This window comes from Nostoc sp. TCL26-01 (assembly GCF_013393945.1).
Taxonomy (GTDB): Bacteria; Cyanobacteriota; Cyanobacteriia; order Cyanobacteriales; family Nostocaceae; genus Trichormus.
Genome location: NZ_CP040297.1, coordinates 946,911 through 971,421 on the forward strand (window position 1 = coordinate 946,911; position 24,511 = coordinate 971,421).

17 protein-coding genes are annotated in these 24,511 nt (G+C 39.5%); 5 read left to right on the plus strand and 12 right to left on the minus strand.

Features of this window, described 5'->3' with window-relative positions; translation table 11 throughout:
• Nucleotides 1–16: 16 nt before the first annotated feature.
• Nucleotides 17–1,756, minus strand: a complete 1,740-nt coding sequence (locus FD725_RS03955) for a PEP/pyruvate-binding domain-containing protein (RefSeq protein ID WP_179046913.1) — start codon at nucleotides 1,754–1,756, stop codon at nucleotides 17–19.
• 374 nt (nucleotides 1,757–2,130) lie between these two features.
• Here FD725_RS03955 and FD725_RS03960 point away from each other — a divergent pair, with 374 nt between their 5' ends.
• On the plus strand, nucleotides 2,131–2,382 hold the full coding sequence (locus FD725_RS03960; protein ID WP_179046914.1) for a hypothetical protein: 252 nt from the start codon (nucleotides 2,131–2,133) through the stop codon (nucleotides 2,380–2,382).
• Nucleotides 2,383–2,510: 128 nt separating this feature from the next.
• Here FD725_RS03960 and FD725_RS03965 read toward each other — a convergent pair whose 3' ends face one another.
• The 4 genes from FD725_RS03965 to FD725_RS03980 all read right to left on the minus strand — a co-directional run bounded on the left by FD725_RS03965 (nucleotide 2,511) and on the right by FD725_RS03980 (nucleotide 5,275).
• On the minus strand, nucleotides 2,511–2,732 hold the full coding sequence (locus FD725_RS03965; RefSeq protein WP_179046915.1) for a DUF4327 family protein: 222 nt from the start codon (nucleotides 2,730–2,732) through the stop codon (nucleotides 2,511–2,513).
• A gap of 273 nt (nucleotides 2,733–3,005) precedes the next feature.
• Entirely contained in the window at nucleotides 3,006–4,406 is a 1,401-nt protein-coding gene (locus tag FD725_RS03970) for a Rieske 2Fe-2S domain-containing protein (RefSeq protein WP_179046916.1), read from the minus strand.
• Nucleotides 4,407–4,484: 78 nt separating this feature from the next.
• Nucleotides 4,485–4,739 carry a DUF6737 family protein gene (locus tag FD725_RS03975; RefSeq protein ID WP_179046917.1) on the minus strand — a complete coding sequence of 85 codons (255 nt, stop codon included), beginning with the start codon at nucleotides 4,737–4,739 and terminating at the stop codon, nucleotides 4,485–4,487.
• A gap of 50 nt (nucleotides 4,740–4,789) precedes the next feature.
• On the minus strand, nucleotides 4,790–5,275 hold the full coding sequence (locus FD725_RS03980) for a hypothetical protein (protein WP_179046918.1): 486 nt from the start codon (nucleotides 5,273–5,275) through the stop codon (nucleotides 4,790–4,792).
• Between the two features lie 531 nt (nucleotides 5,276–5,806).
• Between FD725_RS03980 and FD725_RS03985 the strand changes: the two genes are divergently transcribed.
• Nucleotides 5,807–6,574: a D-Ala-D-Ala carboxypeptidase family metallohydrolase gene (locus FD725_RS03985; protein WP_179046919.1), complete on the plus strand. Its 768-nt coding sequence runs from the start codon at nucleotides 5,807–5,809 to the stop codon at nucleotides 6,572–6,574.
• Between the two features lie 84 nt (nucleotides 6,575–6,658).
• On the opposite strand, the gene FD725_RS03990 is transcribed toward FD725_RS03985, so the two are convergent.
• Nucleotides 6,659–7,258 carry a DedA family protein gene (locus tag FD725_RS03990; RefSeq protein ID WP_179046920.1) on the minus strand — a complete coding sequence of 200 codons (600 nt, stop codon included), beginning with the start codon at nucleotides 7,256–7,258 and terminating at the stop codon, nucleotides 6,659–6,661.
• Nucleotides 7,259–7,379: 121 nt separating this feature from the next.
• On the opposite strand from FD725_RS03990, the gene FD725_RS03995 reads away from it, so the two are divergent.
• Entirely contained in the window at nucleotides 7,380–8,162 is a 783-nt protein-coding gene (locus FD725_RS03995; RefSeq protein WP_179046921.1) for an ABC transporter permease, read from the plus strand.
• Nucleotides 8,163–8,166: 4 nt separating this feature from the next.
• On the opposite strand, the gene glcD is transcribed toward FD725_RS03995, so the two are convergent.
• Entirely contained in the window at nucleotides 8,167–9,639 is a 1,473-nt protein-coding gene (gene glcD, locus FD725_RS04000; protein ID WP_179046922.1) for a glycolate oxidase subunit GlcD, read from the minus strand.
• Between the two features lie 99 nt (nucleotides 9,640–9,738).
• Between glcD and FD725_RS04005 the strand changes: the two genes are divergently transcribed.
• On the plus strand, nucleotides 9,739–10,404 hold the full coding sequence (locus FD725_RS04005) for a trans-aconitate 2-methyltransferase (protein ID WP_256871842.1): 666 nt from the start codon (nucleotides 9,739–9,741) through the stop codon (nucleotides 10,402–10,404).
• A 101-nt stretch (nucleotides 10,405–10,505) separates the two neighbouring features.
• Here the strand turns inward: FD725_RS04005 and FD725_RS04010 are convergent, their stop codons facing one another.
• From FD725_RS04010 to FD725_RS04030, 5 genes are all read right to left on the minus strand, one after another.
• Nucleotides 10,506–13,982: a non-ribosomal peptide synthetase gene (locus FD725_RS04010; protein ID WP_179046924.1), complete on the minus strand. Its 3,477-nt coding sequence runs from the start codon at nucleotides 13,980–13,982 to the stop codon at nucleotides 10,506–10,508.
• 167 nt (nucleotides 13,983–14,149) lie between these two features.
• Nucleotides 14,150–15,622: a 3-oxoacyl-[acyl-carrier-protein] synthase III C-terminal domain-containing protein gene (locus FD725_RS04015; protein WP_179046925.1), complete on the minus strand. Its 1,473-nt coding sequence runs from the start codon at nucleotides 15,620–15,622 to the stop codon at nucleotides 14,150–14,152.
• Nucleotides 15,623–15,683: 61 nt separating this feature from the next.
• Nucleotides 15,684–17,009 (minus strand): salicylate synthase, encoded by a 1,326-nt coding sequence (locus FD725_RS04020; RefSeq protein ID WP_179046926.1) that lies wholly within the window; start codon nucleotides 17,007–17,009, stop codon nucleotides 15,684–15,686.
• A gap of 73 nt (nucleotides 17,010–17,082) precedes the next feature.
• Entirely contained in the window at nucleotides 17,083–18,636 is a 1,554-nt protein-coding gene (locus FD725_RS04025; protein WP_179046927.1) for a benzoate-CoA ligase family protein, read from the minus strand.
• A gap of 24 nt (nucleotides 18,637–18,660) precedes the next feature.
• A complete protein-coding gene (locus tag FD725_RS04030) occupies nucleotides 18,661–19,050 on the minus strand; it encodes an acyl carrier protein (protein ID WP_256871843.1) in 390 nt (129 codons plus the stop codon).
• Between the two features lie 728 nt (nucleotides 19,051–19,778).
• Here FD725_RS04030 and FD725_RS04035 point away from each other — a divergent pair.
• Nucleotides 19,779–24,263 carry a type I polyketide synthase gene (locus tag FD725_RS04035; protein WP_256871844.1) on the plus strand — a complete coding sequence of 1,495 codons (4,485 nt, stop codon included), beginning with the start codon at nucleotides 19,779–19,781 and terminating at the stop codon, nucleotides 24,261–24,263.
• The last annotated feature ends 248 nt before the right edge of the window (nucleotides 24,264–24,511 follow it).

Genomic DNA, 24,511 nt, shown 5'->3' on the forward strand with positions numbered 1-24,511 from the left:
GGTCATTAGTCATTAGTCAAAAATGATGATTATTGGATTTGAAATGACTACGTGAAGCTTGATTACAAATACTAATTTTGTGTCCATTTTCTTGAATAGTAGCGATCGCTTTAGCCATCATCCGCTTCACAGCTTCATCTCGTTCGTAAAATAAATGGGCTAATATTTCCGAATCCCGGTTTAATCCTGGTGGAGTCTGGAAGCAAATAGAAAAATCATCAAATACTTGACTAAATTCATCTCTTAGTTCCACATTATTAGGTAACTCACTCATTACGTAGACTTGTAAGCCGTTTTCTCCTCGCACTAATCCATATTTTGCCATTTCTATTAATACCCGTCGTCCGGCATCGGGAGTATGACAACAGGGCAGCATTAAAATAATATTAGTTAAACCCATCTCATCTCGTACCCGTTTGATTGCCTGACATTCTAGGGCGAAGCTTTGGCGGTAACTTATAGGATTTTCTGCTTGTGACTCAAACTGTTTAACATTAAAATCAGAGAGGAAAACAGCTATAGTTTTAGGATAAAAAGCAGCTGCGATCGCTCCCAGACTTTGAGCTAGTTGATCAACAAAAAACTCGACTTTATCTTCATCATTAGCTGTTAAATCAACACTTAAGTCAAAAGCTGCTTCGGGGCTACCCAGATTGATCATAATTTGGGTACGTTTACTGGGTATTTTCTCTAAAAAAAAATCCTGGATATCGACATTTTTTGTCTGATGCAACTGAACTTTTCCTGAACTTGCTTGGACGATAAAAAGTTCATTACTGACACCATCTTTAGCCCATGCAATATCCATCGGTGTATAAACACCATGCACTTGAGAATAGTGTTCTTCAATGATGCAAGCCCAGTGTGCTAGTTGCAGAATTTCTTCATCATTGAGGGTAAATTCTTGCCTCGCTGGAGGTGTAATAGAGCCATTTACCTCATCAACTATCTTGACTTGTTGTGTACCTAGTCGCTTGTCAATAATGGGACGATATCCCTGTTTTAATGTTGGTTTAAATACTAAATACTCATCGGCGGCGTTAACTGTGCTTAAACTGTAAGCGGTAATTAAAGCAGCATCTTTAAAACCTGTTTCTGTATCAACAGAGAACATGAAACCAAATGCTGCTAAATCAGAACGCACCATTTTTTGAATACTGATTGATAAAGCAACATTTAATTGATCAAAGCCATTGATTTGGCGATAAGCAATGTCACTATCAGTAAAAATGGTCGCCAAACATTGATGACAAGCCTCAAGCACAGCTGGTAGCCCTTGGACATTGACATATGTTACTTCTTGACCAGCATCAGATAGATTTTTACCTATAGTACTAGAACCAACGACCACATCTATATTCTTGCTGTATTCTTGGCAGAGGTTAGCGTAAGCTTGAGCGATCGCTGTTTGTAATTCTATCGGAAAAGGGGTTTGCAATATTAACTGCCTAGCTTGAACACCACATAAGCGCAAATTCTGCCTATCTTTCACATCTAAATCAGCAAAGAGCTTTCTTAGTTTTGCTTCTAAACCTGTTGCAGTCATGAAGTATTTATAAGCATATGTAGTTGTCGCAAATCCCATCGGAACTTTTACACCTTTGCGTCTTAGCTGTTGAGTTATTTCTCCCAAAGAAGCATTTTTTTCTCCAACTAAAGATATATCTGCAATTCCCACTTGGTTTAAAGGTAAAACCAAGGGTGCTTCTCTGGCGACTCCCTGTTCTTGATATGGATTTAGCAAGATTTCTACCATAACTAATCTGCAAATTTCTGAGATATATATCTCACACTTATGTTTATAGAAAGTTAATTTGAGGATCTTGTGAGGATAGAATTTTTAATATATTTGCAAGTAATTACAACAAACTTAGTTGAGAAATATTAAAAAAAATTGCTCATTATGAGTTTCTTCACAAAATCCTCATATTGCCCAACTATTTTTAAGATAGAAACCCGTGAGGTGAATCACACAACAAGGACATAAAAATCTCGATTACCCAACTCTTTAGTCTCTAACCACCACTCTCTTTTTCAATTAAAGATACAAAATTTTCCCCGCTTACACGGTTTGCAAATGAATTTAATGATGTAGTACAAACGCTCTTTTGCAAAAGGATTTTAGATATTATGATTAGCTGCCCTTGCTGTTCTGGTTTACTTTTACCACACATACGTGGTTCCGAAGTTCATTGGTTTTGTCGCCACTGCTGGCAAGATATGCCAGTATTCTCTCTACAAACTTCTGTCTCTCTAACTGAAGTCATTACAGGAAAATTGTCTTGCAGATTACAAAATCGAGAACAAGCCGATGTCAATAATTACATTGCTAAACGTCACACCATAACTAGATGGAAAGAATTAGAAGATATTCCCGCTTAATTGCTCAGTTTGCTTACATAATATAAAACCCCCGAATTAATTCGAGGGCTTCTGATATTTTCTTAAATTTTGCATTGAGAAGTTACCCAGGATGCTGTTACTCGAAATTTCTACTTTTAATTAAAGTCTCAGTCTTCTTCCCAATCTTCGTGACTCAACAAATCAATAATTCTATCTCTGAGTAGAAATTCATTTCTTTCTAACTCTAGTTCAAATGCTGGCCAGTCGCGATTAGGAATATATCTACAAAGAGTATAGATTGATTGTTGACGGTTAACAAGCCCTTTAGAGATGAGTTGACGTGCTTCATCCTTGATAACCTCAATGTCATATTTAACAGCAGTATCCATAGCTAGTTCCTGTGCTTTTGATCAAGGAATTGAGAGTTAAAGCAATAAATAACTTCACTCTTCCTTAAACTTATCAAAAAAATGTGAGAAAATTTTGACTATTTAAAACCTTAAAGTATACTCATTTTAATTAAATTTCAACCCTAAGATAGACTCTTTTTTCCAAAATTTATGTATATCATATGAGCCTGTTGCAAATATGATCTTACAGTTCCCAGGAGTCAGAAAGCTTTCATTATAGAGATGCAATCAACAACTCTTAACTCAGTCTCCTCATTTTTCCGGTAAGTTGCGTGGAGGGATAGTTCTTCCTTCGTAAAATTGTTTTTGTAGTTGACTAAATCCCCACCATGCTGACGCAAATATCAGAGGTGTTACTATCTCAAATACAATAGCTGGAACTGATGTCATATCTAAAAACCGAGTCAACAAAGGAGTGCTAGCTAGAGACACAGTTGCGATAACTCCACTCCAAAACCTGAGTTTCTCTATCTTAGCTAATGCGGCTCGACAACTCGCACACTTGATTGTGTGTGAATAGTATCTTTCTAACAGTTGTTCTTTGGGTATAGCTGGTAAAAAAGCCTCTCCTAGAAACGGTTCAGCGTTGTAATTATTGACCCACTGGCGTAATTCAAAAACGAAACTGTCGGCTTTGGTAGGTAAATAGAATGCCTTAGTAAAATTGGAACTACCACCTTTAGCTTGGAGATATCGTTCCTGATAGTGGAGGAAAATTTGGTCGTCTTCTAAAACCCCATTCTGCCCCAAATGATAATACCAACGAGGTCTTAATTTGATCAAAATCCCTGGTAGTTTAGCAGCAAACTTGAAAGGGAAACGAGCAAACAAACGACATTCTCCTTTACGGATAGGGGTAGCATAAACAACAGTCAGGATTCTGCCCCGTTCAGCATTGATATCATGCCACATTAAACTAGGCGCTACAAAAGTTGTCGATAATTCTCCTGATTGTCCAGGTTGGATTCCTTGTTGCCAAACACCCTTAAAACCGTGTTTTCCAGATTTAACTACCTCCAGTTCCAAAGCAGAAGCATTTTTCCGATTGCCCACAGTGCGATGATGGGTGTATGCTACATGACTAGGGTCAAGGATATTTTCTAAAAGTGTTAGTGCATCATAAGGTACATCTCTAAAAGTATTAATTACAACCCACCCATCAGGAGATTCTACTAACGGTGCAATTAGTGGGACTTTAGTTTTAGCAGCGTTTTCTGGATTACCAACATAAACAAACAATAATCCTTGCTGTTCGGTAGTTGGGAATGACAAAGCACAAGCACGTTGAGAAGTCTGGGCTTGTGCGCCTTCTGGCTGCTGGGGTATATGCTGACAATTACCATCACCAGTAAAAGTCCAACCATGATAAGGACACTCTAACAGCCCATCCTGATTAATTCTGCCTTCAGAGAGTGGCGCTAGACGATGAGGACACTCATCAGCAAATACTTGCCATGACTGAGATTGCTGATCCCACCAAATAACAATATCTTTATTCAACAGCGTAAAAGCAGTTGGTTTTAATTTATCTAAATCTTCTAGATAATGAACAGGATACCAAGCTTCATGCCAATCAAAACTATAGGGATCATTACCACCAGGTAATATCTCCTCTACAGAACTATTTTCTAGAATATGTGTGGTTTCTAACATAGTCTTAATTTGTAAATCTTCATTATGATTATTTACACAAAAATATATCCAGTCTTACACCTTGGATAAGTAAAGCCTTTATCCCCTATCTCCTATTCCCTTTTCTCTGGTATAACTGTCTAAAACACCACTGCGAACCATCAGTTGTGGCCATATCAACAAAAAAAAGCCCATCCAAATAAATACAGGAATGGCAATCACAACAGTTAGCCAGATAATTTTCAACAGTAACCAGCTACCACCAATTAAAGTAAAACCTGTTAGTAAAATTGACCAAGGCTGACACCACCAAGGTTTATAATCCCAAGGATTGAGAGGCTTTTGCTCAGACATAAAGCTCTATGAATATTTTAACTTGCTTTTCCCAACCTATTATCAGTTGTTTAACTTCTCCGTCTCAACTGTTCCCTCCATTCTTCCAAAGAAATATATTTATTCTCAATTACATCTAAAGCTTCAATCACTCCACTAGACTTGGAGACACGAAACCAGTAAATTGTTGTGTTGTGATCTGGTTCATCTTCAAATATCCTAACTTGGTAGTAAGGCTGTTCTGGTGTAGGCAAACCATCGACAATTGCTGCTACTTTGATAGTTCCCCTAGATAATTTTTTGATTTCTCTGGCTTTGCGTTGTACTTGGGGTAGCTGCCAGACTAAGTTCAGGGCTGTTTTTTCGTCAATTTCTTTGGTAGTTGATGAAATATTGACTTTTGTCGTTTCTTCTATTCCAGCTAGTAATTGCGAGTAAGCTAACTCCTTTTTTTCTGGCTTTTGAACAATTTGAGTTATGGGACTTGCCCCTGCTATGTGTGCTGCCACTCCTACCAGCACAGTAGTCATGAGAGGATACCAAATAATTCTTTTCATCCTGCTATCCTTAAGGATTGTTGTGATACTTACAGTTGTTAAATTTGTTTTCACTTTTATATTTACAAATTTTAATACAAAACCTGTCATGAATGATGATTTAGTCTCACACACTCATAAAACTTCCCCATCAAGAGATAAAAGTAATAATTAGTACTCATTTGAGTATCGTAAAAATACTGTTAAATTCTCTCAGTACAACATTTACTGAATTTATCACTATGAACTGTAGTAACACTCTGCGTCCCTCCGCATGAAAAAAAGCCCCCAACAGATACCAAATCAGAGTAAGTAACTAATTGTAACAGTTAATGCTAGAATCCCCCGTGTATAATTTATGGCGTTATACTATATGGCTAGTAAAAAATACGAGTAGCTAACTACATGAATGATCTTGAATTAGTAGTCTGCTGGGAAAATTAGCCACAGGAGTTGTATTCGTTTAACGGTGTTGCTTGCATCAGATGGTCAAGTCATCGAAAAATTCTGAAGCAGTAATACTTAACCCTCATTACCCAAGGAGATCCATCCATGCCAGATTCCGCACTAGAATTTGCTAGTTTAGAAAAGTTTCAGTCTAGTAATAACACAGTTAAACTAACTGAAGTTGATACTGATACTATTAAAGAAGTTCAAACTTTACTTAATAAAAAAGGGTTGTATAAAGATGATATTGATGGAGTAGTTGGCGATTTAACCAAAAAAGCATTTGCAGAATTTAAAGAAAGTGTTTGGTTAGATTCACCAGAATTATTGGGGCCGACTACTGCTGCTACCTTGCTAGAGATTGCAGAAGATCATCAAACAATAGAAGAACAAACTCAAAAACTAGCTCCTATCCCAACATCAACATTAGGTACTAAAACTGGCAGGACTTTAAAGTTAGTTACTGGAGAAACAGTTTACCAAAACGAACTAATTGTACCTGGTATTCCTCTAACATGGGGAGAATTTACCAATGGATGCGATCCAGCCAGAACTCCAGAGTCAAAAGCAATTATTAATAATATTATCAAAGCAACTAAAGGCTTTGGTAAAATTCGTGATAAATACGACAGTCCTCTTTCTATTAATTCTGGCTATCGTCCACCTAGCGTCAATAGACGAGTTGGTGGTGCGCGGTTTTCTCAACATATTAATGGACTAGCAATTGATATTTGTCCTGTGGATGGAAACTTTAGCAAGCTATTACAAATTTGCCGGGCTTCTGATTGTACAGGGTTAGGAAGAGGAATGCACAGAGGCTTTATTCATTGCGATTGGCGTTCAGGTGGTAGGGTAGTATTTGACTATCCTTAATTTATCTGACATACATTCACAATTAAATATTGTGCTAACTGAAGTTATGAATTACCGCAAATTTTCATAACTTCATTTTTATGTCTACTTGGATTTATGCTCTTGAATGAGATGGATAATTGAGGGTATTAAAGAAACAAGAATAATTAATCCGATGATTGGCAATAAATATTTATCTACTTGTTCTGGCGGCAGAGATTTACCCAGGAAGAACCCTAACAAGGTAATACCAAATGTCCAAACCAAGCCACCGATTAAATTGTAAAACATAAACGTCCGATACTGCATAGAACCAACACCAGCGACAATTGGGGCGAAAGTTCTGACAATTGGCACAAATCTTGCTAAAACAATAGTTTTCTTGCCATGCTGTTGATAGAATTTTTGGGTTTTGACAATATGCTTTTTCTGAAATAACCAAGAATCTTCTTTTTGAAATAATCTTCTGCCAAATCGGTATCCAGTAGTATAACCAACGTTATCACCGAGAACAGCGCAAATAAAAGCACCAATAATTAAAATCCAGATATTTAATAAATTCTGGGATGCGACAAATCCGGCTGTAAATAATAAACTATCACCGGGTAAGAAAAAACCAATCAACAAACCAGATTCAGCAAAGATAATTCCCCACACCCCGAAGTATCCCAATGATTTGATTATTTGTGGTAAATCAAAACTCATAAAATCTCACAGATTCAACAATGTGCATACAATATCTTAGCTTGAGTATTTTGTGAGAATAATTAATATGATTAAGATTATGTCAAGTTATTGAGTGGTAAGTGTTAGATACGGGTGTGATATGCAAAGATACTGGAAAGTACTGAGACTATTTTGGACAGCTGCGATCGCGGCTGAGTTGGAGTATCGAATTAACTTCCTCATTGCTACCCTCAGCAGCTTGGGTAATCTCGCTGGCAGTTTATTTGGATTATTCTTATTTTATGGTAACGGCTATACCTTTACTGGCTGGTCATGGGAAGCAGCTTTAATCGTATTGGGAATTTTTACCCTATTACAAGGCTTTTCTGCCACTTTCCTTGCACCCAATCTTAACCGCATTGTGGGTCATGTGCAGAATGGGACTCTAGATTTTGTCTTACTTAAACCAATTCGTAGTCAATTTTGGCTGTCTACTCATACCTTATCACCGTGGGGGCTACCAGATTTAATCTTTGGTAGTATCGTTATTGGCTACGCAGGTAAACGCCTAGGGTTGGGAATCAACGATTACTTACTCAGTCTATTGCCTTTGTTATGTGGGTTCTTAATTCTCTACAGCCTTTGGTTTATGTTGGGGGCTACTAGCATCTGGTTTGTCAAAATCTACAATGTGACTGAGGTATTGCGGGGTTTACTAGAAGCTGGTAGATATCCGATGATAGCCTACCCCGCAGCTTACCGTTTTTTCTTCACTTTTATTGTCCCAGTCACATTTTTAACTACAGTTCCAGCAGAAATCATGCTAGGGAGAGTGCAAATCAATTGGTTAATTGGTGCGTTTGTGCTAGCAGTAGTATTGTTTTTAGTTGCTAGTTGGTTTTGGCGGTTCGCTTTGCGATTTTATACTAGTGCTTCTAGTTAAGTTTTTAAAATCTTTCCACACCTTCAAACTGTTTATTTTGAGTGACATTGGCAGCTTCACCACAAGTACGTGGCGTAGGAAAGATTTTACCAGGGTTGGCTAAACCTTGAGGATTAAATACCTGCCTTACCCATTGCATAGTTTCTAAATCAGCAGTGCTAAACATATCTGGCATATAGCATTTTTTATCTGCACCGATACCATGTTCTCCAGAAATACTACCGCCTACTTTTACACAAAGTTTGAGAATTTCTCCTCCCAATTCTTCGACTTTTGCTAACGCCCCAGGTACGGCATTATCAAACAAGATTAAGGGATGTAGATTGCCATCACCAGCATGAAACACATTGGCAATTTGATAACCAAATTTTTGACTTAAAGATTCAATCTCTTGCAAAACATAAGGTAATTGCGTCCGAGGAATTACCCCATCTTGTACATAATAATCTGGGCTTAGATGTCCAGCCGCCGCAAAAGCTGCTTTGCGTCCTTTCCACAGTTTTAGCCTGGTTTCTGGGTCACTAGCACAGGTGACACTACGCGCACCATTCTGTTGACAAATTTCGATGACACGTTGTTTATTAACTTCCACTTCAATCTCTAAACCATCAATTTCTACTAATAGAATGGCTGTGGCATCACGGGGATAACAATTAGTTGCAACCACATCTTCTACTGCATTGATGCTGACATTATCCATCATTTCCATCCCACCGGGAATAATCCCAGCACTAATGATGTCAGAAACAGCCGCACCAGCTGCTTCTACACTGGTAAAATCTGCCAATAGTACACAGATTGATTCAGCACTTTTGAGAATTCGCAGAGTTATTTCTGTAGCAATACCCAATGTCCCTTCCGAACCAACAAATATACCTGTTAAGTCATAACCAGGTGCTTCTGGAATTTCCCCACCTAAATCAACGATTTCCCCTGATGGGGTGACAATTTTTAACCCTAAAACATGGTTTGTGGTGACACCATATTTAAGACAATGCACCCCACCAGAATTTTCTGCCACATTCCCACCAATGGAACAGATAATTTGGCTGGAAGGGTCTGGTGCATAATAAAAACCTGCACCACTAACAGTCTGTGTTACCCAACTATTAATTACCCCTGGCTGAACGACAATACGCTGATTATCCAAATCAACATTGAGAATTTGCCGCATTAAAGAAGTGACAATTAAAACCGAGTCATCCGACGGTAAAGCGCCACCGGATAAACCAGTACCAGAACCCCTTGCAATGAAGGGTACAGAATATTGATTACATATTTTCACCACCGCAGCCACTTGTTCTGTAGTTCTAGGTAACACCGCTACCGCCGGACGTTGACGATAGCTAGTTAAACCATCACACTCATAGGTGATAAGTTCTTCACGGCGTTGGACTACACCATTTGTGCCAAGGACAGCTTCAAATGCTTTAATAATGGGTTGCCAGTTAATTTGTTTTTGGTCTTGGGTAAGCATAGTTTTTATAGATAAAACAGGATGCGATCGCTCTAAATTACTATATGTTGACAGAATAGCTGTTATGTAGGTGTAACCTCAAGTGATATGAATGAGAGCATGACTCAAAAAATACGGGATGATTTTGATCGCATTGCTTTGTATGACCAAGAGGGATGGGATCATAACAATCATTATCACTATTTTTTACTCAAACAGTTACCCAAAAAAACCAAAAATATCCTGGATATTGGTTGTGGAACAGGTGAATTTTCCCGTCTTCTCGCTAAATCTGCCGACAGAGTTGTTGCCATCGATTTATCTCCCAACATGATTGAGATTGCCCGACAGCGTTCACAAAAATATACAAATATTGATTTTCAAGTTGCTGATATTTTGCAGTGGGAGTTGCCAGTTGAGCAATTTGATGCGATCGTTTCTATAGCCACAGTTCATCATTTACCATTAGAAAACTTGCTTCCCAGTATCAAAGCCGCTTTGAACCCTGGTGGTAAATTGGTGATTTTAGATTTATTAGAGTATGAGAATATACAAGATAGTTTGAGTGATGTTGTTGCTGTCCCTCTAAATTGGTTACTCCAAATGCTCAAAAATAGGCACATTAAATCGACACCAGAAATGGCAGCAGCTATGCAAGAGCATCTGCATACAGATAAGTATCTTACTTTATCGCAAGTAAAACAAATTTATCCAAACTTCTTGGGTAAAGTAAAGATGAGAAAGCACTTATTTTGGCGTTATTCAGTAATTTGGCAGAAAGATTAACTTCGTTTCGGGAGTTCTGGGACTATATGGTATTAGTCCGCGCAGTTCAATTTGGTTTGTGTTGTAGCGAATTATATTCGCCCAAAACTTTTGTTTTTTGCTTAACCTTCATTTCGTCCCCGGATAAATCTTTGCTTGAGACGATTTTTGCCTGCTGCTAATTTTTGTGCTAATTCAGTACTTTCTGCTATTGATGAGGCAGATGAGTCTTTATCTTGGTTTAAATAATTAGCTAAAAGTTTAATAGTTGGATACTTAAACAAGTCAACTACTGATAAAGTGGGGGCATCTTTTATCCAAGATTGTTTGAGTTGGGAGTAGACTTTGGTAATTGTTAAAGAATTACCACCTAGATCAAAGAAATTATGATTTACTCCTACTTGTTCTAAGCCTAAAACCTCTTGCCAAATTTTAGCAATCATCTGTTGCAGTTCATTTTGCGGTGGCACATAAGTAACTGCTAATTCTTTTAGTAAACCTCCTTGATTTGGCAGCGCAAGACGATCTACTTTGCCATTAGCTGAAAGAGGTAAACTATCAAGAAATATATAAGCTGATGGCAACATATATTCTGGTAGCCTTTGACTGAGGAAATTGTGCAAATCTTCAATTGTTGGTTCTGGTTTTGTCTCAGTCACAATGTAAGCTAGCAAACGCTCTTTACTATTATGTTCACCCATAGCCATAATCACAGCTGCGCGGACTCCTGGGTGTTGTATTAACGCAGCTTCGATTTCTCCGGCTTCAATGCGATAGCCGCGAATTTTAATTTGAAAATCTGCTCGTCCACAAAATTCAATATTCCCATCAGGTAAATAGCGTCCTAAATCGCCTGTACGGTAGATGCGATCGCCTGTGCAAGGATGAGTAATAAAATTATCGTGGGTTTTTCCTGGATTGCGCCAATAGCCTAGTGCTAACTGTACCCCTGCACAGTACATTTCTCCAGTCACCCACACCGGACAATCTTCTAAAGCTGCATTCAAAATATAGTATTGAGAATTAGCCATAGGTTTCCCATAGGGAATACTTTGCCAGTTGGGATTAACTTCTGTAATTAAATAACCAATATTCCAGATAGTTGTTTCAGTAGGGCCGCCAATACTCAAGATTTGGATGTTTGCTAGCAAACTTTGTAGGCGATGAGGGAGGGAAATTGGTAGCCAATCTCCACCGAGAATTGCTAAACGTAAGCTGGTAGGTAATACGATAGATTCACTCTCAACATAAGCTACTAACATCTCCATCATGGCAGGTACAGAATTCCACAATGTCACCTGTTTTTCTATTAGCAAGTTAGCCCAATGTCCAGGGTCTTTTACCTTTGCAGCATCAGGGATAATAATTTTGCCACCAGCTGCTAATAAACCAAAGATGTCATATACAGATAGGTCATGGTTAAGCGCACTCAGAGCTAAGATACTATCTTGAGAACCAATGTTAAAGCGTTGGTTGGTATGCACAACAACATTCACAACATTGCGATGAGTAATCATCACTCCTTTGGGTAAACCTGTAGAACCAGATGTGTAAATCACATAGGCTAAATCATCTGGTTTTTGTACTGGTTGTAGTGGCTGTTGACTTGCATTGGTGATGTCATCTGTATCTATACATAAGCATTGGATTCCTAATGGTAACTCTAACTTTTCTTGCAACCAAGATTGTGTGAGAATAATTTGTACTTCACTGTTTTCTAAAACATAATTCTGTCGTTGCTGTGGCAATTGCGGATCAATGGGAACATACGCACCACCAGCAGCTAAAATACCTAAAACTGCGACTATTTGCTCCCATCCCTTTTCCATCAAGACGGCGACTAATTGATTAGGCATTACCCCTAACTGTCGCAGTCGATGACCAAGTTGATTAGATAGTTGATATAACTCTTGATAAGTGAGAGTGCGCTGGGGTGAAATAATCGCTGGTGCTGTTCCTTGTTGCTGTACTTGTTTGGCAAATAAACAGTGTAGAAGTTCTGCCGAAATGGGTGCAGTGGTAGAGTTAATTACTGCTCGTTGTGCTAATTGAGCAGGTGGAATTAATTGTCGAGAAGTAACCAACCAAGCTGTATCAGAAGTAGCTAGCAGTTTGAGGAAATTTGCGTAAGCCTCAAACATATCGGGAATTAAACCTGCGGGAAAAAGTTCTTCCACCACATCCCAGTTAAATGTCAGTTCTTCCTTCTCTTCCCACACTTGCACATCCATCCAAGCTTGAGAGGCTTGACTAATGCCATAAACTAATTCCCCAAAATGGCTAAATGTCAAGGTGTTTTGTCCCAAAGAACTGAAACCCAATGTGCTAGTAAATACCACTGGCATGGCACTCGGCCCTGTGCCTTTTCTGCGTGCTAGTTCTCTAACTACACGCACGCCACTGATATAGCGGTGTTCTAAATCTTGCCAGAGTTGTTGCTGGAGGCGACGAGAACGTGCCGTAAATGATTCAGGGATGGAATTATCCACGGCTAGGAGAATAACGGAGGTGAAATCTCCTAAGATATCGTTGACTTGGGGATGGAGGGGTAGACGGTTAAATTGGGCTAGATTGATGGTAAATTGCGGATTCTTGCTCCAAAGTGTCAAAATTTCGGCAAAAGCAGCCAATAGCAATCCAGAAGGCGTTAAACCCGCTTTTGCGGCTTGCTGTTTTAATTGTTGCCATTCAGACTGGGGGAGATGTGCTTGGTAGCGCTGACAGCGATGCTGTTTGAGTTCTTGGGGATTTTTGGCTAGAGGTAAGTCTGGCGCTGGGGGGAAATGATCAAGGCGACTAAACCAATAATCTTGCGATCGCCTGTATAATTCTGTCTGTGGCAATGATTGCTCTGCCAAGACGTAATCCCGAAATGAAAGCTCTAAAGATGGCAAAATGACATCAGGATTTTGGTAAAGTGCGAACCACTCATCAAATAAGCGAAACAAACTCCAAGCATCAAACACTTGCAAGTCATAGCTAATGTGCAAACGTACACGTCCTTGAGACAATAGAGTCGCGCGAAAGTCAAATAACGGCCATTTGTCAGCTGGTAGGACTTGATGAGAAAGGCGATCGCGTATTTTTTCTAACTCTAATTTAACAGTTTGTGCATCTTTTTCTCTTAAATCTAAAATCTCCATTTGGTAAGGAGGTACTTGAGCAAGAATCTGCTGCTGACCATCTGCTAATACTATCGAGCGCAGCATATCGTGACGGGCAATTAATTTTTGTAGTCCCCAGTTTAATCTTTCTATATTTAAATCATCACCCTCAATTTCATAATAACCATGATTAGAAACACTACCTAAATCCAATACATTACTCCGCCCTACCCAGAAAGCGTGTTGCATATCTGTCAGGGGAAAAGGTTGATAGCGCTCCTCCGGTTTCGGCACAACAATTGGTAGAGATATATCATGAATATCTGTACTATTTTGTCGCAGCAACTGGAGTAAATCGGTTTTATACTCACTTAATAACTCTCGTAAATCGGGTGTAATTATCCCCTTCGGGGCATCAATTAAAAGTGCATCTTCCTGAGCAGATAGTTTGACACCTTGATCAGCTAGGTTATTTAAAAGTAAATGTAAGTTCATCTTTTTTACGAATACAGATTATATAGGACTCATATTTGATTTTTGTATGCGTAGCCTGTGCTTACACTAAAAAACTTAGTACACCTCTATTACTTCTTTTTCTGTTACCTGTTACCTGTTACCTGTTACCTGCCTAAGCAAGAAATTTCAATAATCAAGTCGGATTACTATAGACTTAATATCTCTCTTTCTGCTGGGGCGATCGCTTCTGTAGAAATTAAGTTCACCAAAGCTAATTTATTGAGTAACAATTCGGCTAAACTAGCTATACTTTGCTCACCCAAAAATTGACTTAAGGTTACTTGTATTTGTAAATCAGTAGCAAGTTGATTCTTCAACATAATTGCCGTCAAAGAGTCAAGTAATACAGCCAAATATTGCTCTCTATCTAACTTTTCTCTAGGCACTTGTAATAAACTACTTAAAGAGTCTAAAAGATAAATCTCTAGCATTTGCTGTTGGATTTTTGGGTTAGATGCCAAGAGTTTAGCTCTAGAAAAGTTGTTGGTAGTTGCTGATGAGTTACTGATGTTTGCTGGCTGAACTATTTCATCTTGAAAAGTGACGCTGATGGGGGGGGCTGGCATCTTTCCTAAAGCTACATCACCCCAACGCATCACTGTCGCCGCCGCCGTCGCTGCTGCACCTTTTGTATATACCAGAACTAAATCATTTTCTTGAATTTTCCCCGCCTGAACAGCGTGATACAAATTAGCAACAGGAAGCACAGGGCCGATATTTGCATAACGGGGATAAAGATTAATTGTCCGTTCTGGAGCAATACCCAACGCTCTAGTACAAACACTGGCATACCAAGCAGTTGGAGTATTGAAAGCAAAAAAATCAATTTGCGCCAAACTGACACCAGCTTTAGCCACAGCAGCCTCACAACATTGACGGACAAAATCTACAGCCGTTTGGGCCAGCATACTAGCATTTTCCCCAGTCCGGGTGCGTATTTGCGGCTGTCCTTGAGCATCAGTTACCAGTTCATGTAAATATGCACCACAAGTTTGAGCCGTATGCACAATCTTACTACCCAAAATTCCTTGATGCGGTTTCAGTAAACCCACCACAAAAGCGCCAGCACCATCACCCATAGACCAAGATAGACTATCTTCTGCCTCTACAGTCCGAGAGCCAAAGTGAGACACAACCACAAGAATATTGCGGTAACCTCCCACTTGCACTAACGCCTGAGCGTTTTCTAAAGCCACTAACGCACTAGAACAAGTTGATTCTAAGTTCCACGCAGGACATTGTAATTCTAATTGGTGAGCCAGATAAGTCGCATGACCAGTACCGATATGTTCACCAAACAGTGAAGCCACAATCAGCAAATCAATTTCATCATCAGACAGTTTAGCAGATGCGATCGCCTCTCTTGCTGCCGCACACTCCAACGTCAGTGATGACTCCCCCTCACCTAACACACGGCGTTCCACACTACCCCGAAATGAATCTGATAAATAAGGTGCTACTTCCTGTGACCAAATATCAACCCCATAATTGTCCAACCGAGTATTTCGCCGCTTGCGCTCAAATAAATGGGGAAACCTATCTAACCAATAATCATTAGTCCGAATAATCTGAGGAAAACTCACCGCCAGTGAACAAACACCAACCGAACAATTAGTCATAAACTAACCCTCTGCGCTCCTCCGCGTGAACCTCTGCGTCCCTCTGCGTTTATACCCTCTTCTACTCCTCCTCCAAAACCAAATTATTCAACATCGTATTCATCTTATTAACCGACTCAATATACTCCCTTTCCGGAACTGACTCAGCCACAATTCCTGCACCAGCATTCAAATGAATTTTATTCCCATATTGGTAAACAGAACGAATAGCGATCGCAATATCTGCTGCTCCCTTACTATCTACCCAACCAATCCCACCGGCATAAATTCCCCTTGGTTCATCTTCCAAATGATCAATCCATTTTAAAGCACATCCCTTATCAATTCCCGACACAGTAATCCCAGGAAATAAAACCTTGAGAGCATCCCACAATGTATTACCCGGAAGGAGTTTACCGCCTACTCGTGATGACAAATGCTGTACACAACGATATTTTTTCACCTCCATAAAATCAAAAACTCGTACAGTTTCCGGTATACAAAGTGAAGCAATTTCATTTTGTGCTAACCAAGCAGAAAGTGAATGTTCTTTCACCTCTTTCGCATCTGTGAATAGTTCATCACTTAATTTTGCATCTTCTGCCGAATCTGCACCACGAGGTCTAGTTGCTGCTAGGGGATTTGTGACAACCAAACCATCTTCATTCACTTGCATGAGGATTTCGGGACTAAAACCAACAGCACGGATATCCTCTAAATTTAAACAATAAGAACGAGCAGAATTGTTAGCTTGAGAACCAACTACATAGGTTCCTAATATATTCAAATTACCCGTTACTTTTACCGAACGAGAAATAATTGCTTTCTGCAAATCTCCCTGTTTAATAGCAGTAATCAGAGTATCAACTCGGTGTTGATAATTTTGGCGATCGCTAAAATCAACTACCAAGGAAGACAACTCATAATCTGGTAATACACTATCAACAAATATCTGTTCTTTTACCTGTTCTAATGGTTTAATCGTCTTAATATAAACTCCGGCTTCTGTAAAACGCAGTTCAGTTTCCGGAATCAAAAAATAGAGAATTTCTTGAGTAATGGCTTTAGAATATGCCGAATAAAAACGAGCAATATCAAATGCCACATAACCATAAGCTGTCCAATCAGCAATATTTAAAGACTTTAGCAAAGTCTCCACTTGTTTCAAAGGATCACTTACTGGTTCAGAGTAAGACTTACCTAAACCATTGATTGATACATAATTTTTGTTTACCGACACCTTAGCCAGTTCATTACCCGCAATCCGAACTTCATTATTACCCTCATACATCACATAACGAGAAAAAATCCCGGCTTTAAGCAAGTTATGTAAAACCAGAATCGGCTCTCGTTCTCCTGGTACAAATACTTCGTGATACTTAATTTCTGTCTTGAGTTCCGCTACCATTAATTTCACCTTTTTTGATAATTTGTTAATACTGCTAATTCCCTAAAATCATTATTAGGTCTTAAGTTAAAGCTTATTCCTTAACAACATTTTGTTGTTTAACTAGTAAATGCCTGTGGATTTTTCCTGTTGCCGTTCGGGGTAAACTTTCGACAAACCGAACTATTTTTGGGGCTTTGAAATGAGGTAATTGCTGTTTAGCAAATCGCCTAATACTATTTTCTAATTCTGGCGATGCTGTCTGCCCTAATTGGAGACTGACATAAGCCACAATTTGAGTTAGGTGTTCTCCAGTTGCTGATTCTGGTACAATTGCCACTTCTAAAATCTGTGGATGTTGGTGTAAAACATCTTCAATTTCTGTAGGTGATATCCATTGACCATTAACTTTAAATAAGTCATCAGCTCGCCCAACAAATCGGAAATAATTATCAGCATCACGCACATATTTATCCCCAGTCCGCATCGTATTGCCATAAATAGCCTTGCGTGTTTGTGATAACCGGTTCCAGTAACCTAACATCAGGCTTTCGCCACTCACTTGTAAATTACCAACAGTATCAGGAGGACAAGGTACACCATCATCATCAACAATCTGCACATCGTAACCCGGTACAGGACAACCGGAAGTCCCTGGTTTACACTCCCCTATACGGTTGGCTAGAAATATGTGTAAAAACTCTGTTGTACCAATACCTTCACAAATTTCGTGGTGGTAAATTTTTAGCCATGCTTGCCAAATACTTTTGGGTAGTTGTTCCGCCGCAGATACACATAAGCGTAAAGAAGTCACATCTAACAGTGAGATTTCCTGAACAGCGAGAATAGCTGCATAAACACTGGGTATACCAAAAAAAACTGTCGGTCGATAGCGCTGGATGTCAGCAATTATCTCAAAAGCATTGTTGCCATTGGATAATACTGCGGCTGCACCAACTGCCATTGGCATATACAAGGTGTTACCCAAGCCATAGGCAAAAGACATATTTGCCACTGAATAGGTGATGTCATCTGGCTGCAAACCTAGCGTACTTTTAGCGTACTGTTCTGCACAAACCACCATACTCTGATGGAGATGAATCACACCTTTAGGTTGTCCGGTACTACCAGAAGTGTAAAGCCAGAAAGCTGGTTCATCCCGATTTGTTTCTGCCCAAGCTAGAGATTTATCTTGTTCGGTTAGTTGAGATACAAATGAATCTTCCCCATCTATCAGCAAAACATGGCGCAAGAACTTTGACTGGATAGGAGTTAATTTTTCTTGCCACTCTTGGGTTGTCAGCAAAACTTTAGCACGGCAGTCTTGCAAAATGTACTGGATATCATCGGCATTGTAACCAGTGTTAATAGGGATAGGTATAGCACCTAACCAAATAGCACCCCAAAAAGCAAAGACAAACTCTGGAGTATCCGGTACAAGAATCGCTACACGATTTTCTAACTCTAGACCAAGATGAGACAACAATCTAGCACTACGTCGGACAAAGCTATTGACTTGAGCGTAGGTATAAGTCTCATCTTGATAGTAAAATGCTATTTTATCCTTCTGTCCTTGAGCTAAATTGCCTTCTATAAAGTAGGCTGCAACGTTAAAAACTGGAGGCAATTGTGCAGAAATATTGTCCATCCAACTTTCCTTTGAGGTTGAATCTTATTTTGTGTTGCTACTATTAGCGTGTAGCGATTGGTTGTGAGAAATTGTGGCCTCAACCATATTGCAGACTTGAGCTAATGTCATAGTTTGCCAAGCCTCTAGCTTAATATTGACTCCCAGCTTGCGTTTGAGTCCCAAGGCAATTTCTATCGTCTCGACGGAATCAATGTGTAAATCTTTGCTTAATAAGGTATCTTCAGACAACGATTCTTCGGGAATACCTAAGTCAGTCAATATTGTTTTGAGGGTATTCATCACATTTAAGTTATCCATGAAGTCAAGCGCAGATGAATGGGGAATGGGGATTGGGGATTGGGGATTGGTAGGTTGGGTTGAGGCTTTGGGAAACCCAACACCAATATCTATAAATGGGTTTTTAAGATCCATGTTGGGTTGCGTTGCACTTAACCCAACCTACATCTACATCTCGTCTTATGGCTACTAGCTAACACACTCTACTAATAGGTAAGTAGTGAAGTTTTGAATTGCCAAGCAATTACTAGACCAGGAGTAAAACTTGAGGCATGGAGTTAATGCAATTTATTTGCAATTATCTATCCACATAAATTTAATAATAATTAATTGCATTTGGCAATCAGTATTACATATAAAAAAGTTATCAGTAGACTCAATAAGGATTAACTTTTAATATTTAATAATTATATATCTTCAGATAGATGCGTAATTTATAAAAATAAAAACTCATGTTTTTTGGGCGATCGCTATAATTTGCACACGCCAATCAGATCAACATGAACAAGCGCAAAGAACGGTGTAAACAGCACTTTGCATGATATTAAGCTGAATCACCCATTGGCTTTTTCCCTGATTTTGAAAATAGGGGCTTGTCAAAATTGCTAAATCATATTAATTTAATGAAAATTACTTTCAATAAAGTGACTTTTTTATGCAAATCTAAGTTGCAGTAAGCACCTAGCCCTAGCGATTAGAAATCGCAGCGATACAAAGTCTGCCTACGCCGACTAACCTAAAATCAAATTCTTAACCCGCGTAGGCGGGTTTTGCCTGTGTAGCCGCGACTTCCAGTCGCCTAGTGCAACCTGTCAACTACTACATCTAAACTCACACCTTATTTCCCTGTTCCCTATCCCCTAATGATGAATTTCCCTCAAAATGGCTTAGAGATAGCAATTATTGGTATGGCTGGGAGGTTTCCTGGCTGTAGTAACATTGATGAATTTTGGGAAAACCTCAAAGCAGGCGTTGAGTTAATTTCAGCTTTTCCTCAGACAAAATCAGCTAGAAAAATCAAAGCTGGTGGGGTTTTGAGTAATGTGGAACTATTTGATGCCTCTTTCTTTGACTTCAACCCTAGAGAAGCGGAAGCGATAGATCCTCAACATCGGCTCTTTTTAGAATCTGCTTGGGAAGCCTTGGAGAATGCTGGCTATAACTGCCAAACAGAAACTAGACCCATAGGAGTTTATGCTGGTGTGGGTATGGGTACTTACTTGCTTTATAACTTGAGTCCCCACCCAGGCTGGATAGAATCTAAGGGCTTTTTGCAAACTTTAGTGGGTGTTGATAAAGATTATCTAGCTAGTCGTGTTTCCTACAAATTAAATCTCACAGGGCCGAGTGTCAGTATAGGTACAGCTTGTTCTAGTTCTCTAGTAGCAGTTCATCTAGCTTGTCAAAGTTTGCTGAGTGGGGAATGTGATATGGCTTTAGCGGCTGGTGTGGCAGTGAAAGTTCCCCAAAACGAATTAACTTTATCACCAGATGAGATTGTTTCAGTTGATGGACATTGCAAAGCCTTTGATGCTAAAGCTGATGGTACGGTAGGAGGTAATGGAATAGGAGTTGTAGTCTTAAAAAGATTAGCAGATGCGATCGCTGATCATGATCATATTTACGCGGTAATTAAAGGTTCAGCTATCAATAACGATGGTGCAGGGAAAGTAGGCTATACAGCACCTAGTCAAGAGGGTCAAACTAAAGCTATTCGTACGGCACAAATCATGGCTGAAGTTGAGCCAGAAACCATTACTTACCTAGAAACTCATGGTACTGGTACAGCTTTAGGTGATCCCATTGAAATTGCTGCCATGACACAAGCTTTTCGTGCTAGTACGAACAGAAAAAATTACTGTGCTATTGGTTCGGTCAAAACCAATGTGGGACATTTAGATGCAGCTGCGGGAATTGTTGGTTTAATCAAGACAGCGCTAGCCCTCCACCACAAACTCATACCCGCTAGCCTCAACTTTGAAACTCCCAACCCGCAAATTGATTTTGAGAATAGCCCGTTTTACGTCAATACAAAACTGACAAAGTGGAACAGTGACAATAGTCCTCGTAGGGCTGGTGTGAGTTCTTTTGGTTTTGGTGGTACAAACGCCCATGTCATTTTAGAAGAAGCACCACCTCAAGAGACTGCTGTTTCTGCTCGCCAACACCAGTTATTAGTGCTGTCTGCGAAAACTAGTTCGGCTTTAGCCACAGCGACAGAAAATTTAGCCGTCTACTTAAAACAGCGTCCAGACTTAAACTTAGCTGACGTTGCTTATACCTTACAAGTCGGTCGTCAAGCCTTTCATCATCGCCGGATGGTAGTGGGAGACAATCTTACAGATGTAATTAAAAACTTAGAGTCAATAGATACAGAAACCTTAGCATCTAGCGATCGCTCTGTGGTGTTTATGTTCACAGGTCAGGGATCGCAGTATATTAATATGGGCAGAGAACTCTATGAGCAAGAAACTACATTTAGGCAAGAGTGCGATCGCTGTTTTGACTTTCTCCAACATCATCTACAGCTAGACTTACGTTCGTTTATATATCCAACTAACAGCACTAGCGAACAACTACAGCAAACTGCTATTACTCAACCAGCCTTATTTGTCATTGAATACGCCTTAGCTAAATTGTGGATGTCGTGGGGAGTATCACCTGTGGCCATGATTGGTCATAGCATAGGCGAATATGTTGCCGCTTGTATTGCTGGCGTTTTCTCCCTAGAAGATGCTTTATCTCTGGTGGTGCATCGTGGACGGATGATGCAACAACAACCTCCAGGGGCGATGCTTTCTGTGAGTTTATCTACTCAAGAAGTACAAGCATTTTTAGGTAACAATCTCTCTCTCGCCGCCAGCAATGCACCTGCTTTGAGTGTGGTATCAGGCACAATAGAAGCCATAGGAGAACTAGAACAAGAATTAACAATCAAAGGGATAGAATATCGTCGGTTACATACATCTCATGCCTTCCATTCGTCAATGATGTCAGCAGTAATTGAGCCGTTTACTCTAGCAGTGCAAAACATCAAACTTCATCCTCCCAAAATCCCTTTCATTTCTAACGTTACTGGCAATTGGATAACACCAGAAGCCGCAACCGACGCTCACTATTGGGCGCAACATCTACGCCAACCCGTAAGATTTGCTGAGGGAATTAGCAAATTATTAGAAAATGCAGAAACAATTTTTCTAGAGATTGGCCCTGGACGTACCTTGAGTACATTAACTAAACAACAAGCATCAGCAAGAATCATCTTTTCCTCACTACGCCATCCTCAAGAACAACATTCTGATGTGGCATTTTTGTTAAATACTTTAGGCAAACTTTGGTTAACAGGGGTAGAGATAAATTGGGCAGGATGCTATCAGCATGAAAAACGCGATCGCCTACCATTACCAACTTATCCATTTGAGCGCCAACGTTATTGGATTGAGCCACCACAGGAAGACAATGATCACAATCAAAGATTAGAGTTAACTGATTGGTTTTATACTCCTTCTTGGCAACGTTCAAGTATACCTCAGCCAGATTTAACCACAGAGAATTTTTGTTGGTTAGTGTTTGTAGATGATACGAGTTTTGGTGATGCTTTGTGTCAGCGTTTGCAAAATCATTACCAACAGGAAGTGGTGCAAATTAAGATAGGCGATCGCTTTACTCAAATTAGTGAGCAAGTTTATACAATTAATCCGCAAAATCGTGCTGATTACGAACAATTATTCCAGCATATATTGTTACTAGGGAAAACACCGATAATTGCTCATTTATGGAGTCTTCATCTTTATGAATCTTGGGAAACATCTCAAGCATTAGGCTTAAATAGCCTACTCAATTTATCTTATGTATGTGCTAACCGAAAGATAACCCAACCTTTAAGAATTGCTGTTATATCTAATGATATCCAAATAGTTACAGGGGACGAACATCTTTGCCCAGACAAAGCTACAGTTTTAGGTGGTTGCAAAGTTATTCCCCAAGAACAGCCAAACTTAACTTGTCGTAGCATTGATATTGTGCTGCCACCAGCTAACAATTTATTAGCTAAAAATCAACTGATTGATCAACTAATTAAAGAAATTGTTGCAGATCACCAAGAAGATGTAGTTGCCTATAGAAATAACTATCGCTGGATACAAACCTTTACAGCATTGCCTTTAGAAAAAACAGTAGCCAACAAAAAACTGCGAAAAAAAGGGGTTTATCTAATTATTGGTGGACTCGGTGGTTTAGGATTAGGAATTGCCGAATATTTAGCCCAAACATTACAAGCTAAAATTGCTCTAGTTGGGCGTTCAAGCTTACCTGTAAAATCAGCATGGGAAGCATGGCTAGCAACCCATGACGAGCCAGACATCTCTAGTCAAAAGATTCGTAAACTACAAGAAATCGAAAAGCTGGGGTCAGAAATATTAGTTTTAAGTGCTGATGTTGCTGATGAAATGCAAATGCGATCGGCTGTAACTCAAATCAATGCCAAATTTGGAGAAATTAACGGTGTTATTCATGCAGCAGGATTGCGTGGTGGTGGTTTAGCGCAACTCAAAACACCAGCCATGTTAGCACCTATTTTTCAACCGAAAATTCAGGGAACATTAGTACTTGATGCTATCTTCAAAGATGTGCCATTAGACTTTATAGTTTTTTGGTCTTCCATAGCAGCTTTCACAGGTGGATATGGCAATGTAGATTATGTTTCAGCTCATACATTTATGGATAGATTCGCTCAAAGTTCATCACTTCCAGTTATCACTATTAACTGGAATGCTTGGAAAGAAGCGGGAATGGCAATACAACTCCAGGAGGCATATGGATTACAATCATCTCATCTAGAAATCCTCAAAGATGGCATCACGATTAAAGAAGGCATGGAGGCATTTAATCGCATTTTAGCAAGTGGCTTATCTCAAGTTATTGTCACTCCTAAAAATATGCAAAAAACAATGTCTCAATATGCTAATATGGAGACTATCTTTGCAGAAAAAAGTCCAGCTAAAGTCAATTATCCTCGTCCTCAACTCAGCAATATTTACGTTTTGCCCCGGAATCAAGTTGAGCAAACTATTGCCGATATTTGGCAAGAAGTTATAGGGATTGAAAAAGTCGGAATTTATGATAACTTTTTTGATTTAGGTGGTGACTCATTAATTGGTGTACGAGTTATTAACAAAATCCAGGCAGAGTTGCAGATTGAATTACCTACAGTAAGTATTTTTGCAGCCCCGACAGTAAGTCAACTAGCGCAATTATTAAATCCAGAAGAAAAACCACAATCTCCACTCCTGCAACGCCGTTCTCGTGGCGAAATGCGGAGACAAATTATGCAAAGGGATAGGGGATAGGATAAAAGTAGTCGCTACACCATCTTAATTTTGAATTTTAAACTGATATAAGAATCCTCCTCACCCCTCTGTCTTGAAAAGTTTCCTACGGCGGGAAACCCGCCTACAGAACTTTTCGCTGCGTTTTCCTCCGCGCTCCTCTGTCTTGAAAAGTTGAGCCACTGCGTTGGACGGGTTTCCCGGCTTATAGCAAGTGGCGTTCCTACGGAGGGAAACCCTCCTACAGAACTTTTCGCTGCGTTTAAAAT

What these genes read in the sequence shown, in the direction of transcription:
- FD725_RS03990 (WP_179046920.1), bottom strand. Translation starts at nt 7,258, where the DNA reads ATGAGTTTTGATTTACCACAAATAATCAAATCATTGGGATACTTCGGG.
- FD725_RS04030 (WP_256871843.1), bottom strand. Translation starts at nt 19,050, where the DNA reads ATGGATCTTAAAAACCCATTTATAGATATTGGTGTTGGGTTTCCCAAA.
- FD725_RS04015 (WP_179046925.1), bottom strand. Translation starts at nt 15,622, where the DNA reads ATGACTAATTGTTCGGTTGGTGTTTGTTCACTGGCGGTGAGTTTTCCT.
- FD725_RS04025 (WP_179046927.1), bottom strand. Translation starts at nt 18,636, where the DNA reads ATGGACAATATTTCTGCACAATTGCCTCCAGTTTTTAACGTTGCAGCC.
- FD725_RS04005 (WP_256871842.1), top strand. Translation starts at nt 9,739, where the DNA reads ATGACTCAAAAAATACGGGATGATTTTGATCGCATTGCTTTGTATGAC.
- FD725_RS03985 (WP_179046919.1), top strand. Translation starts at nt 5,807, where the DNA reads ATGCCAGATTCCGCACTAGAATTTGCTAGTTTAGAAAAGTTTCAGTCT.
- FD725_RS03970 (WP_179046916.1), bottom strand. Translation starts at nt 4,406, where the DNA reads ATGTTAGAAACCACACATATTCTAGAAAATAGTTCTGTAGAGGAGATA.
- FD725_RS04010 (WP_179046924.1), bottom strand. Translation starts at nt 13,982, where the DNA reads ATGAACTTACATTTACTTTTAAATAACCTAGCTGATCAAGGTGTCAAA.
- glcD (WP_179046922.1), bottom strand. Translation starts at nt 9,639, where the DNA reads ATGCTTACCCAAGACCAAAAACAAATTAACTGGCAACCCATTATTAAA.
- FD725_RS04020 (WP_179046926.1), bottom strand. Translation starts at nt 17,009, where the DNA reads ATGGTAGCGGAACTCAAGACAGAAATTAAGTATCACGAAGTATTTGTA.
- FD725_RS03965 (WP_179046915.1), bottom strand. Translation starts at nt 2,732, where the DNA reads ATGGATACTGCTGTTAAATATGACATTGAGGTTATCAAGGATGAAGCA.
- FD725_RS03980 (WP_179046918.1), bottom strand. Translation starts at nt 5,275, where the DNA reads ATGAAAAGAATTATTTGGTATCCTCTCATGACTACTGTGCTGGTAGGA.
- FD725_RS03955 (WP_179046913.1), bottom strand. Translation starts at nt 1,756, where the DNA reads ATGGTAGAAATCTTGCTAAATCCATATCAAGAACAGGGAGTCGCCAGA.
- FD725_RS03995 (WP_179046921.1), top strand. Translation starts at nt 7,380, where the DNA reads ATGCAAAGATACTGGAAAGTACTGAGACTATTTTGGACAGCTGCGATC.
- FD725_RS04035 (WP_256871844.1), top strand. Translation starts at nt 19,779, where the DNA reads ATGATGAATTTCCCTCAAAATGGCTTAGAGATAGCAATTATTGGTATG.
- FD725_RS03960 (WP_179046914.1), top strand. Translation starts at nt 2,131, where the DNA reads ATGATTAGCTGCCCTTGCTGTTCTGGTTTACTTTTACCACACATACGT.
- FD725_RS03975 (WP_179046917.1), bottom strand. Translation starts at nt 4,739, where the DNA reads ATGTCTGAGCAAAAGCCTCTCAATCCTTGGGATTATAAACCTTGGTGG.